This is a genomic window from Azonexus sp. R2A61, from assembly GCF_021401135.1.
Classification (GTDB): Bacteria; Pseudomonadota; Gammaproteobacteria; order Burkholderiales; family Rhodocyclaceae; genus Azonexus.
The window spans coordinates 17985-29644 of record NZ_JACBFO010000001.1 but is presented as its reverse complement, the minus strand read 5'-3'; the positions used below and the strand labels follow the sequence as shown (position 1 = coordinate 29644).

The window sequence follows — 11660 nt, the reverse complement described above, 5'->3', positions numbered from 1 at the left end:
CTGGTCGAGAGGGCAAAATCCTACCAATAATGGGGTTATATCGAAAGTAATAGATTGTTAACGCGGAGGGCGCGGGGCAGTCGCGCCGCCAGGCCGCGTCGTCGCGGGTTTTCCACTGACGCGCGGCCTCTGGCGAGATGGGATCAGCGCTTGCCGAACAGCCCCTTGACGGCTTCCTGCAGGTCGGCCGGCAGCACGACGAGCTTGGCGTTGTCCTTCTCGCCCAGTCGTTCCATCGCGCCAATGTATTTTTCGCCGAGCAGGTAGGCCATCGGTGCGCTGTGCTCGCCGATCGCACTGGTCACCCGGCGGATCGCCTCGGCCGAGGCTTCGGCCAGCATGACCTGGGCGTCGGCGTCGCGGCGGGCCGATTCGAGACGGGCTTCGGCTTCCAGAATGGCCGATTGCTTGGCGCCTTCGGCCTTGGTCACGGCCGCCTTGCGTTCGCGTTCGGCGGCCGCCTGCATTTCCATCGCCTTCTGCATCGATTGCGACGGCTTGATGTCCTGGATTTCCACCGACTTGACGGTGAGGCCCCAGTCGATGGCTTCGTCGGAAATGCTCTCGCGCAGTCGGGCCTTGATCTTGTCGCGCGACGACAGTGCCTCGTCGAGTTCCATTTCGCCGACGATCGAGCGCAGTGTGGTCATGATCAGGTTGCGGATCGCCTCGGCGAAGTCGGTCACGCCGTACACTGCCTTGACCGGGTCGGTGACCTTGACGAAGGCGATGGCGTTGGTCAGGATCACCGCGTTGTCGCGGGTGATGACTTCCTGTTCCTGGACGTCGAGGATGATGTCCTTGGTGACCAGCTGGTAGGCGACGCGGTCGATGTAGGGAATGACGATGTTGAGACCGGGCTTCAGCGTGCCGTGGTATTTGCCGAGGCGCTCGACGATCCATTCCTCGCCCTGCGGCACGATGCGCACGCCCTTGGCGATGGTGACGCCGACGAAGACGAGTAGTGCGACGGCAACGACGAATCCTGCTTCCATGCTGTTCTCCTGAACGATTAGTTTTTCTCGACCTTGAGGAAACTGCCTTCGACGGCAGTCACGCGTACCCGTTCGCCGGCGGCGATTTCCTGATCGGCCAGACAGGTCCATTCCTCGGCGCCGAGCAGCGGGCGCTGAAAGCGCACCTTGCCCTTGGCGAACGGGGCAATGGCGCCGACCGTCAGCCCGATTTCGCCGATCGCCTCGCCATCGGCAGTGCCGCTGCGGGTCTTCTGGAAGCTGGCCTTGAACACGCGAAACCACAGCGCGACCATGGCCAGCGAAGCGACGATCCACAGCCCCATTTGTGCGGTCAACGACAGCGCCGGGGCAAAAAGCAACAACAATCCGACGAGCAGCGCGCCCAGTCCGAACCAGATGATGTAGAAGGCCGGTACGGCCAGTTCGGCGAGCGTCAGCGCGATGCCGCCGACGATCCAGTGCCACCATTCGGGATGCATGATTTCCTCCTGATCCGCCGAGTATAGGCGATTTGCGGTTTTTACGGATTTCTCGCCGTCGACCGCAAACCTTAGAATGCAGCGATGCAAACCGCCCTGTTACTGCTGCCCGATTTCGCGCTGATCCTGGTCGGCGCCGCCATCCGTCGCTGGATGCATCTGGGCGACCATTTCTGGTCCGGCGTCGAGAAACTGGTCTACTTCATCCTGTTCCCGGCGCTGCTGATCAACGCCATCGTGCGTACCCGGCTCGATCTGGCGGCGGCGTTGCCGCTGCTTGCCACCGGTTTTGCGACGATGGGCGTCGGCATGCTGCTCGGTCTGCTGCCGAAACTGTTCCTGAAAATGCCGGCGCTGACCTATGCCTCGATGTTCCAGTGCGCCTACCGGTTCAATTCCTACATCGCGCTGGCCGTGGCCGGCATGCTGTTCGGCTCGCCGGGCATCGCCACCATGGGGCTGATGGTCGGTGCCGCCGTGCCGCTGGCCAACCTGGTCTCGGTGTGGATGCTGGCGCGTCATGGGCAGTCCGGTCTGTGGCGGGAGATCGCCCGCAACCCGTTGATCTGGGGAACGGCGACCGGTTTCGTGCTGAACCTTGCCGGCTTCGTGCCACCGGTGCCCTTGCAGGCCTTTCTCGGCCGACTGGCCGATGCCTCGATCGCCCTCGGCCTGATTGCCGTCGGTGCCGCACTGCGCCTCGACGGTACGCGCGGCGTCGGTTTCTTTTCCGGCTGGCTGCTTGCCGTCAAACTGGCGGCCCTGCCGCTGGCCGCGATCTTCATCGGCCGTGCGCTCGGCCTGGAAGGGCTCAATTTCCAGATCATCGTGCTGTTCGCGGCCTTGCCGACGGCATCGTCGGCCTACATTCTGGCGATGCGCATGGGGGGCGACGGGAAGAGCGTCGCCTGGCTGATTTCGGCAACGACGCTGGGGTCGATGCTCAGTTTGCCGATGTGGGCAGCCTGGCTGGCCGCCCACTGATCACTTCTTTGCGGTCGACCGCCGGGTCTTGGGCTTTTCCGGCGCCGGGGCGCTGTCCTGGCTGACCGCCCGGGCGGCGGCTTCGGCGCTTTCCTGCAGATGTTCGCGCATCTGTTGCATCATCTGCCACGGCCATAGCGCGGCCTCGGAGAGGCTTTGGCCGGCATCCGCGGCGGCCGGCGGTGCTTCGTCGCTGGCTGTTTCGCCGAACTTGCGCGCCGCGTCGCTCGCCATCTGGCCCATGGCCTGTACCGTGCTGACCGTCGTGCGCTGCATTTCGAGTCCCTGGATGGTCATCTGCAGCATCGACAGATTCATGCGCAGCCAGCCTTCGACGGCCTTCATGTCCTTGATGCGCTTGTCCAGTTCGTCGATATCGAAGGTCGGGGCAACCATGCCGGGGAGCGAGAACCCCATGTTGCCCCACAGGTTGCGCATGAAGTTGAGCGGATCGTTGATTTGTTCGTTGCTCATGTCTCTCTCCCTCCTGATCAGGATGATTCCATCTTAAACCACATTCCCCGGGCGAAATGATAAATTAGCGCCCGCAATGACAAAGGGGAATTTCATGCTCAAGTTGCTGGTGGTCGAGGACCACGCGCTGGTCAGGGAGGGGCTGGTCCGTCTGTTGGCTCAACTGGAAGAGGAGACCGAGGTCTTCGAGAGCGCCGATTTCGAATCGGCATTGACCATACTCGACAACGATGGCGATTTCGACCTGGTGCTGCTCGATCTGGCGCTGCCCGGCATCGACGGATTCGCCGGGCTGGACATCCTGCGTCGCCGCTATCCGGCAATGCCGGTCGCCGTCGTGTCGGCTTTCGACGATACGCCGACGGTCAACCGGGTACTCAATCTCGGCGCTTCGGGTTTCATTCCCAAGGCGCTGTCCGGCGAAGGCCTGCTGTCGGCGGTCCGCGACGTCCTGGCCGGCAGCATTTATCGCCCCTGTGGACAGCCGATCGCCCGCCTCGACGATGCGCCGCCGGTGCCACCGTCGCAGGTCAGCGTTCGGCCGGAGGAGATCGGCCTGACCGAGCGCCAGGCGCAGGTGCTGTGTCTGATGGTGCGCGGCCTGTCCAATCGCGATATCGCCGAGCAACTCGAGCTGTCGGAAGGTACCGTCAAGATCCATGCAACGGCGGTGTTCAAGGCGCTCGGGGTCAACAGCCGGACCCAGGCGCTGGTCGCTGCCGCCCGCTACGGCCTGGATTTCGGCAACGTCTTCTGATCAGCCTGCCCGCAACAGGGCGCGCAGTCGTGCCGGTTTGACCGGTAGTGACAGAGCCTGCGCCCTGGGCGGTAGAAGCGGCGCCTCGCCTGCCACCAGAACGATCAGCCGCATTGCCGGTGCCAGGTCGGGGATGTGCCCGGCGTCGCAGATGATCACCGTGTCGCCGCGCAGACGCTGGGCGGATTCGATGCCGCCGCTGCTTACCTCGTAATTCCAGCCTTCCAGCAATGGCCGGCAGGTGGCCAGTTCCGGGGTGTCGCCGATCAGGTGGACGCGGCCGACAGTCGACGGACGGACGATTGCGTCCCGTTCGGCTTGCGGGACCACCAGACCGAACGTCGTTCCTTCACCGATGCGCGATTTGAGCAGGATTTCGACCGACAGCGCACGTGCCAGGCGATCGACGATGGATAGCCCGAGGCCGAGGCCGCTACCTTGCTCCCGGGCGCTGTTCGAGACCTGGTAGAACTCCGCGAAGATCGATGCCTGATGCTCGCGGGCGATGCCGATACCGCTGTCGCGGACCTCCAGCCGAACCTGTCTGCCGTGTCGGCGGGCTCCGACGATCACGCGGCCGCCCGGTGGCGTGTAGCGGATTGCATTGGCGATCAGGTTGCCCAGCATGCGTTCGAGCAGCATCGGGTCGCTGCGCAAGATGTGGCGGGTCGGATGAAAGCGCAGGTTGATGTTGCGGTCGGCAGCCGAACGCCGGAAAGCGGCCTCCAGGCGTTCATAAAGATTGGCCAGCGGGAAGGGGTGGATATCCGCCTTGATCCCGTTGATGTCCAGCCGCGAGATGTCGAGCAGCGCGTCGAGCATCTCGCCGAGCAGACCGGTAGACACCGCGATCTGTTCGGCCAGGCGCGGCAGGTCGTCGAGGTTGCCGACGCCGGCGCGGCGGCGCAGGTCGGTCGAAAACAGGGCCAGCGCATGCATCGGCTGGCGCAAGTCGTGGCTGGCTGCCGCCAGGAAGCGGCTTTTCGCTGCGTTGGCCAGTTCCGCCGATTCCTTCTGTTCGGCGAGTTCGGCCGTTGCTTCCTGGACCTTGGCTTCAAGGCGGTCATGGGAATGGGCCAGCGCATCGGTGACTTCGGCCAGCTCGCGCACCTGTCGCCGAACCAGCACGCCGCCGGTGAGCAACACCGCGCTGAGCAGGATGCCGAGCGTGCCCAGTTCCTTCAGGCGGCTCCACCAGTTGCTCAGGACAGTGTTCTGGGGCATGGCAGCGATCAGGCGGAGGTCGGGAAAACCCGGCACGGGCGATACCGAGACCAGCTTGTCGTGCAGGCGCAGCAAGCCGGTTTCCGGCAACTGGATTTCGGTCGCTGCGCTGCCGAACAGCACCTCGCCGACCGGTCGGCCGAGAATGGTCGATTGCTGGCTCAGGTCGGCCGGCCGGCAGGAGGCGATGATGCTGCCGCTGACGTTGGTCAGCATGGCGTCGAATTCGTCGGCCAGCCGGTTGGCCCAGCAGAAATCCTGCATGTAGCCGGTCTCGATTGCGGCAAAGGCGATCCCCGCGAACTGCCGCTCGCCATCCTCGATCCGGTGGGCGATGCCGTAGGTGTAGCGACCGGAATTCGGGCCGATGTAGGGACCGTAAGTGATCGACGGCTTGCCGCCGGCGAGTTCCCGGAAGAACGGGTACTGTGCGATGTTGATGCGTGGCGGCGGAAAATAGGTGGAAATGAAACGCTGCTCGCCGATCCGGTCGAAGACGATCAGGTCGCGCATCTGCGGCATCGCCCGCGAGTGGCGCTGGGCGATGTAGTCCCAGCCGAGGGCGGGTTCCCAGCGTGGCCAGTTGGTCCGGTTGGTAGACAGGTCGGTGGCGATCTCCCTGACCAGCACGTCGACCGCCTCGAAGGCGCGGGCCGTGTGTTCGGCCAGCATCACGGTGAACTGCTGAAGCCGTTTTTCGCCCAGTTGCAGATCGCGTTGCCGCGATAATGCGAGATCGATCAGGAACACCGTGAGCACGGCGAGCGTGCTGGACAGGGCGACGATCAGCGCGAGGGTTTCCGGCCGGCGATGGCGCATTGCCGCTCAGGTCCGATAACAGTAGAGCGGACGTGGCGGTTGGCAGGGCACGTCGATGACGAAACTCGGTTCGATGTCGGGTACGCGGAAACTGTTGCTGACGAACAGGCTGCCCGGCGGCATTTCCCGTTGTGCCTTTTCCCATAGCCGGGCCATGGGCGCCGGTGACAGGAAGGCATAGACGATGTCGTGTCCGGTCAGCGAGGTTTGCCACAGGTCGCCCCAACGCCAGTCGAGGTTGGGCCGGCCGAGGCTCAGCAGCCGCCCGCCGAGCCAGGTCAGCGGGGCGTTTTCGACCCCGGTGAAGCGGCGTTCCGGCCACCGGTCGGCCAACGGTACCAGTGTGCTGCCCAAGCCGGCACCCAGGTCGAGGAAACTGCCGGCTTCCTGCGTTTCGATCAGTCGGTCGAGCGCGTCTACGGTCTGCGGGTTCGACAGGTAGAGCGGCACCTGTCCCGACAGCGCACCGCGATAGACGAGCAGCAGCAGGATGAAGCCGAGCAGGAACCAGCCGGGATCGATCGCCAGTTGCTGGGTCGCCCAGACCAGCGGCATGAAGCCGCCGTGAATCAGGCGCCACCACCAGGGCTGACGGCTCAGCGTGGCTATCGCCAGCGCCACGGCGCCGATGGTCAGGCTGGTCTGCAGCCAGGGCATGGCCTGTGCCTGCCAGCCGTAGTAGGGCCAGGCAAGGGAGAGAACGAGAATGACGGCGGCGCCCTGCAGGGCAAGCTGCCGGATCGGGGTCGCGGACATGACGGGATTATGCCACCAAGCTCTGTGGGCTTATTCCGCATTGCAAATTTTCGCGTTGTCTGCGGTCGACCGCGGATTGCGCAGGAATTCCGGCGCCGGCGGGGCCGGGCCGGCTTCCGGGCGCCAGACGACGATTGACGTGTGCCGGATGCATGCGCAGAATCGGGGCTTGCCCTGCACCCCGAACCTTCACAGGAGAAACCCGATGCACGCCAAGCTGTCCGTTGTCGCCCTGTCCGTCGCCGCCGCCTTCACGCTTGCCGCCTGCGGCGAGAAGGAAGCCCCGCCTGTCGCGGCCCCTGCCGCACCGGCTGCCAAGCCGGAAGTCGTCGTCAAGCTTGGTCATGTCGCACCGATGACCGGCCCGCAGGCCCATCTCGGCAAGGACAACGAGAACGGCGCCGTGCTGGCGATCGAGGAACTCAATGCCCAGGGGCTCGAAATCGACGGCGCCAAGGTCAAGTTCGAACTGCTGGCCGAAGACGATCAGGCCGATCCGAAGCAGGGCACCATCGTTGCCCAGAAGCTGGTCGATGCGAAGGTGAACGGCGTTGTCGGCCACCTCAATTCGGGCACCACGATCCCGGCTTCCAAGCTGTATTTTGACGCCGGCATCCCTCAGGTTTCGGGGTCGGCGACCAATCCGAAATACACCCAGCAGGGGTTCAACACGGCTTTCCGCGTGATGGCCAACGACGTCCAGCAGGGCAAGATTCTCGGCGAATTCGCCGCCAAGGAAGGGGTCAAGGCAGTGGCCATCGTCGATGACCGTACGGCCTACGGCCAGGGGCTGGCCGACGAGTTCCGCAAGGCCGCCGAGGCGAATGGCATCAAGGTTGTCGCCAACGAGTACACCAACGACAAGGCGACCGATTTCAAGGCCATCCTGACCAAGATCAAGTCGAAGAAGCCGGACCTCGTTTTCTACGGCGGCATGGACGCCCAGGGCGGACCGATGGTCAAGCAGATGGGCGAACTCGGCATCAAGGCGAAGTTCCTCGGTGGCGATGGCGTGTGCACGCCGGAATTCACCAAGCTCGGCGGCGCCGCCAGCGAAGGCCAGTATTGCTCGCTGCCGGGCATGCCGCTGGAAAAGCTGGCCAAGGGGCCGGCATTCAAGCAGAAGTACAACGGCAAGTTCAACGCCGAAATCCAGCTTTATGCGCCTTACGTTTACGACGCGGTGATGGTCATCGCCGATGCGATGAAGCGCGCCGGTTCGGTCGAGCCGGCCAAGTATCTGCCCGAAATCGGCAAGACCGATCTGGACGGCGTGACCGCCAGAATCCAGTTCGACGAGTTCGGCGATCTCAAGGGCGGCGCGATTTCGATCTACCAGTACCAGGGCGGCACGCTGTCCTATGTCGAGACGCTGGGCGGTGCGCCGCTTGAAACGGCCAAGCTCGCCGTGGCCGACGAAGTGAAGGCGGCGGCCGGCGAAGTCAAGGAAGCGGCCAAGTCGGTGGCCGGTGCGGCCGTCGCGGCCGGTCACGAGGTCAAGGATGCCGCCAAGGCGGCCGCCGGCGAGGCGGTCAAGGCCGGTTCCGAAGCGGTCAAGGCCGGTTCCGAAGCGGTCAAGGCAGGCGCCGAGGCCGTCAAGGAAACCGCCGACAAGGCGAAGGCAGCAGTCGAGAAGAAGTAAGGCGCTTGGATCGCCGCCCCGGAACGGCACCGCAAGGTGCCGTTTTCGTGTGCTGCGGTCGACGGAAAAAACATGGATATTTTCCTGCAGCAGATCATCAACGGACTCGTCCAGGGCAGCATCTACGCGTTGGTCGCACTCGGCTACACGATGGTCTACGGGATCATGGGGCTGATCAATTTTGCGCACGGCGAAGTGGTGATGATCGGCACACTGGTCAGCATCACCGTTGTCGGCCTGCTGATCGGCGCCGGCATGCCGGCCGGCCTGGCTGGGCTGTGCGGCCTGGTGGTTGCCGTGCTGGTCTGCATGGGGCTGGGCTGGAGCCTTGAGCGCGTGGCGTATCGGCCCTTGCGTGGCGCGCCGCGGCTGACGCCGCTGATCACCGCGATCGGCATGTCGATCGTGCTGCAGAACCTGGCGATGATCCTCTGGGGACGCAACTACCTGACCTTCCCGCCGCTGCTGCCGAAAGTCAGTTTCGAACTGGCCGGCACGCATTTCACGCTGGTGCAGGTGGCCATCGTGGCGATTTCGGCGGCAACGATGGGCGGCCTGCTGTTGCTGATCTACCGCACCAAACTCGGCATGGCCATGCGGGCGACCGCGCAGAATCCTGCCGTCGCCAGCTTGATGGGAATCAACGCCAACCGGGTGATCGCCGCGGCCTTCGTGATCGGTTCGGCGCTGGGCGCGCTGGCCGGCGTGATGGTCGGCAGTTACTACGAGATCGCCCATTACCAGATGGGCTTCATGCTCGGCCTGAAGGCCTTCACCGCTGCCGTGCTCGGCGGCATCGGCAACCTTGCCGGGGCGATGCTCGGCGGCGTGCTGCTCGGCATCATCGAAGCGCTCGGCGCCGGTTACATCGGCGATCTGACCGGCGGTTTCCTCGGCAGCCATTACCAGGACATCTTCGCCTTCGTCGTGCTGATCGGCGTATTGATGTTTAAACCTTCCGGCCTGTTCGGCGAGAAAGCCGGAGACCGCGCATGAAAAACTGGCTTTCCCCGCGGTCGACCGCAGGCCTCGCGCTGATCGCCGTGGCGCTGATTGCGCTGCCCTTCGTCGCCGGCATGGGTGGGCAGGCGTGGATCCGCATCGTCAATTTCGCGATTCTCTACATCTTCCTGGCGCTCGGTCTGAACATCGTCGTCGGTTTTGCCGGCCTGCTCGATCTGGGCTACATCGCCTTCTATGCGGTCGGCGCCTATACCTGGGCGCTGCTGGCGAGTCCTCACTTCGGGCTGCACTGGCCGGTCTGGGCGATCCTGCCGATCGGCGCACTGGTCGCCTGCCTGTTCGGCGTGCTGCTCGGTTCGCCGACGCTGAAGCTGCGCGGCGACTATCTGGCCATCGTCACGCTCGGCTTTGGCGAAATCGTGCGCATCTTCATGAACAACCTCAACGCGCCGATCAACATCACCAACGGGCCGCAAGGCATCACGCTGATCGATCCGGTGAGCATCGCCGGGCTGAAGTTTGCCGGCAGCACGCCGTTCCTCGGGCTGACGCTGACCGGCGCGCACAAGTATTACTTCCTGCTGGTGGCGCTCGCCATCCTGGTCGTCGTCATCAACCTGCGCCTGCAGCATTCGCGCATCGGCCGCGCCTGGCAGGCGATTCGCGAGGACGAGGTGGCGGCCAAGGCGGTCGGCATCAACACGCGCAACATCAAGCTGCTCGCCTTCGCCATGGGCGCCTCGTTCGGCGGCATCGCCGGCGGCGTCTTCGCGGCGATGCAGGGCTTCGTGTCGCCGGAGTCCTTTTCGCTGATCGAATCGATCATGGTGCTGGCGATGGTCGTGCTCGGCGGCATGGGGCACATCCCCGGCGTCATCCTCGGCGCGATCCTGCTGTCGGTGTTGCCCGAAGTGCTGCGTTACAGCGTGACGCCGGTGCAGATGGCGCTGTTCGGCAAGACGCTGGTTGATCCGGAAAGCCTGCGCATGCTGATCTTCGGCCTGGCCCTAGTGCTGGTCATGCGCTTCAAGCCGAACGGGCTATGGCCGGCGCCGGAAAGCCGGCGCCCGGCGGAGGCGACGCGATGAGCGAAGTGCTGCTCGAGGCACGGGCCGTGGCCAAGCACTTCGGCGGCGTCAAGGCGCTGCGCGAAGTGTCGCTGAGCATCCGGCGCGGCGAGATCTACGGCTTGATCGGCCCGAACGGCGCCGGCAAGACCACTTTCTTCAACTGCATGACCGGGCTCTACGTGCCGGACGGCGGCGGCTTCGACTTCGCCGGCGCGCCGCTGCTCGCCGATGCGCCGCAGCAGGCGGCCGCGCGCGGCATCGCCCGGACCTTCCAGAACATCCGCCTGTTCGGCAACATGACGGCGCTGGAGAACGTCATGGTCGGCCGCCATGTGCGGACCCGCGCCGGCGTTTTCGGCGCCATGCTGCGTACCGCGGCGACGCGAGCCGAGGAAGCGGCGATCCGCAGCCGGGCGATGGAACTGCTGCATTACGTCGATATCGCCGAGCGTGCCGACGATCTGGCCAGGAACCTGTCCTACGGCGATCAGCGCCGGCTGGAGATCGCCCGCGCGCTGGCCACCGAGCCGCAGCTGCTGTGCCTCGACGAACCGGCGGCCGGCATGAACGCCACCGAAACCGGCGAGCTGCGCGAACTGATCGAAGGCATCCGCGGCGACGGCACGACGGTGCTGCTGATCGAACACGACGTCAAACTGGTGATGGGCCTGTGCGACCGCGTTGCGGTGCTCGACTACGGCGCGCTGGTGATCGAGGATGTACCGGCCGTCGTGCAAAAAGACCAACGCGTGATCGAAGCGTATCTGGGGGGCTGATGCTCGAAGTGACCGGACTCCACGTCGCCTACGGCGGCATCCAGGCGGTGCGCAGCATCACCTTTCACGTCAACGAGGGCGAAACCGTTGCGCTGATCGGTGCCAACGGTGCCGGCAAGACGACCACGCTGAAGGCGATTGCCCGGCTGGTCGATGCCGCCGGCGGCGACGTGCATTTCCGCGGCGAAAAGATCGTCCATGCCGCGCCGCACGACATCGTCCGCAAGGGCATCGCGCTGGTGCCGGAGGGGCGCGGCGTCTTTCCGCGCCTGACGGTGGCCGAAAACCTGCGGATCGGCGCCTTCATCCGCAATGATGCGGTCGACATCGAAAAGGACCTGGAAACCATCTACGGCTATTTTCCGCGTCTGCGCGAGCGCGAGGACCAACTGGCCGGCACGCTGTCCGGCGGCGAACAGCAGATGCTGGCGATCGGCCGCGCGCTGATGAGCCGGCCGAAAATGCTGCTGCTCGACGAGCCGTCGATGGGGCTGGCGCCGATCATGGTGCACAAGATTTTCGAGGTGATCCGCGCGGTCGCGGCCGCCGGCATGACCGTCCTGCTGATCGAGCAGAATGCCCGGCTGGCGCTCGAATCCAGCCAGCGCGCCTACGTCATGGAAAGCGGCGAAATCACGTTGAACGGCGCGTCGACCGCGCTGTTGCACGACCCGAAGGTGCGTGCCGCCTATCTCGGCGAATAAGGCCGCATTGCTGCGGTCGACGGAGGTGGCGGCGA

Annotated in this window: 12 protein-coding genes; 7 read left to right on the top strand and 5 right to left on the bottom strand. The window is 64.9% G+C overall.

What is annotated here, in order from left to right; genetic code table 11:
* Window positions 1-143: 143 nt before the first annotated feature.
* Both L0962_RS00180 and L0962_RS00175 read right to left on the bottom strand, forming a co-directional pair.
* Window positions 144-995, bottom strand: a complete 852-nt coding sequence (locus tag L0962_RS00180) for an SPFH domain-containing protein (protein WP_234081746.1) — start codon at window positions 993-995, stop codon at window positions 144-146.
* Between the two features lie 17 nt (window positions 996-1012).
* Window positions 1013-1456, bottom strand: coding sequence for an NfeD family protein (locus L0962_RS00175; RefSeq protein ID WP_234081742.1), 444 nt, complete (start codon window positions 1454-1456; stop codon window positions 1013-1015).
* Window positions 1457-1540: 84 nt separating this feature from the next.
* Here L0962_RS00175 and L0962_RS00170 point away from each other — a divergent pair, with 84 nt between their 5' ends.
* Entirely contained in the window at window positions 1541-2440 is a 900-nt protein-coding gene (locus L0962_RS00170) for an AEC family transporter (RefSeq protein ID WP_234081739.1), read from the top strand.
* Here L0962_RS00170 and L0962_RS00165 read toward each other — a convergent pair whose 3' ends face one another.
* Complete coding sequence (locus L0962_RS00165; protein ID WP_234081735.1) at window positions 2441-2914, bottom strand: PhaM family polyhydroxyalkanoate granule multifunctional regulatory protein; 474 nt, start codon at window positions 2912-2914, stop codon at window positions 2441-2443.
* 94 nt (window positions 2915-3008) lie between these two features.
* On the opposite strand from L0962_RS00165, the gene L0962_RS00160 reads away from it, so the two are divergent.
* Complete coding sequence (locus L0962_RS00160; protein ID WP_234081731.1) at window positions 3009-3671, top strand: response regulator transcription factor; 663 nt, start codon at window positions 3009-3011, stop codon at window positions 3669-3671.
* Here the strand turns inward: L0962_RS00160 and L0962_RS00155 are convergent, their stop codons facing one another.
* On the bottom strand, window positions 3672-5714 hold the full coding sequence (locus L0962_RS00155; RefSeq protein WP_234081728.1) for an ATP-binding protein: 2043 nt from the start codon (window positions 5712-5714) through the stop codon (window positions 3672-3674).
* A gap of 6 nt (window positions 5715-5720) precedes the next feature.
* Window positions 5721-6470, bottom strand: coding sequence for a trans-aconitate 2-methyltransferase (locus L0962_RS00150; protein WP_234081724.1), 750 nt, complete (start codon window positions 6468-6470; stop codon window positions 5721-5723).
* A 205-nt stretch (window positions 6471-6675) separates the two neighbouring features.
* Here L0962_RS00150 and L0962_RS00145 point away from each other — a divergent pair, with 205 nt between their 5' ends.
* The 5 genes from L0962_RS00145 to L0962_RS00125 all read left to right on the top strand — a co-directional run bounded on the left by L0962_RS00145 (window position 6676) and on the right by L0962_RS00125 (window position 11625).
* On the top strand, window positions 6676-8112 hold the full coding sequence (locus L0962_RS00145) for a branched-chain amino acid ABC transporter substrate-binding protein (RefSeq protein ID WP_234081721.1): 1437 nt from the start codon (window positions 6676-6678) through the stop codon (window positions 8110-8112).
* 72 nt (window positions 8113-8184) lie between these two features.
* The gene (locus L0962_RS00140) at window positions 8185-9108 is read left to right on the top strand and encodes a branched-chain amino acid ABC transporter permease (RefSeq protein WP_234081719.1); all 924 of its coding nucleotides are present in this window, start codon (window positions 8185-8187) and stop codon (window positions 9106-9108) included.
* Window positions 9105-10163, top strand: coding sequence for an ABC transporter ATP-binding protein (locus L0962_RS00135; RefSeq protein WP_234081705.1), 1059 nt, complete (start codon window positions 9105-9107; stop codon window positions 10161-10163). The genes L0962_RS00140 and L0962_RS00135 overlap by 4 nt, the downstream gene beginning before the upstream one ends.
* Window positions 10160-10921, top strand: a complete 762-nt coding sequence (locus L0962_RS00130; protein WP_234081701.1) for an ABC transporter ATP-binding protein — start codon at window positions 10160-10162, stop codon at window positions 10919-10921. Before L0962_RS00135 ends, L0962_RS00130 begins: the two co-directional genes overlap by 4 nt.
* Entirely contained in the window at window positions 10921-11625 is a 705-nt protein-coding gene (locus tag L0962_RS00125; RefSeq protein WP_234081698.1) for an ABC transporter ATP-binding protein, read from the top strand. The genes L0962_RS00130 and L0962_RS00125 overlap by 1 nt, the downstream gene beginning before the upstream one ends.
* Window positions 11626-11660 lie beyond the last annotated feature (35 nt).

Coding starts and splice junctions, on each gene's coding strand:
- L0962_RS00180 (WP_234081746.1), bottom strand. CDS start 995: ATGGAAGCAGGATTCGTCGTTGCCGTCGCACTACTCGTCTTCGTCGGC.
- L0962_RS00155 (WP_234081728.1), bottom strand. CDS start 5,714: ATGCGCCATCGCCGGCCGGAAACCCTCGCGCTGATCGTCGCCCTGTCC.
- L0962_RS00160 (WP_234081731.1), top strand. CDS start 3,009: ATGCTCAAGTTGCTGGTGGTCGAGGACCACGCGCTGGTCAGGGAGGGG.
- L0962_RS00175 (WP_234081742.1), bottom strand. CDS start 1,456: ATGCATCCCGAATGGTGGCACTGGATCGTCGGCGGCATCGCGCTGACG.
- L0962_RS00165 (WP_234081735.1), bottom strand. CDS start 2,914: ATGAGCAACGAACAAATCAACGATCCGCTCAACTTCATGCGCAACCTG.
- L0962_RS00130 (WP_234081701.1), top strand. CDS start 10,160: ATGAGCGAAGTGCTGCTCGAGGCACGGGCCGTGGCCAAGCACTTCGGC.
- L0962_RS00170 (WP_234081739.1), top strand. CDS start 1,541: ATGCAAACCGCCCTGTTACTGCTGCCCGATTTCGCGCTGATCCTGGTC.
- L0962_RS00140 (WP_234081719.1), top strand. CDS start 8,185: ATGGATATTTTCCTGCAGCAGATCATCAACGGACTCGTCCAGGGCAGC.
- L0962_RS00145 (WP_234081721.1), top strand. CDS start 6,676: ATGCACGCCAAGCTGTCCGTTGTCGCCCTGTCCGTCGCCGCCGCCTTC.
- L0962_RS00150 (WP_234081724.1), bottom strand. CDS start 6,470: ATGTCCGCGACCCCGATCCGGCAGCTTGCCCTGCAGGGCGCCGCCGTC.
- L0962_RS00125 (WP_234081698.1), top strand. CDS start 10,921: ATGCTCGAAGTGACCGGACTCCACGTCGCCTACGGCGGCATCCAGGCG.
- L0962_RS00135 (WP_234081705.1), top strand. CDS start 9,105: ATGAAAAACTGGCTTTCCCCGCGGTCGACCGCAGGCCTCGCGCTGATC.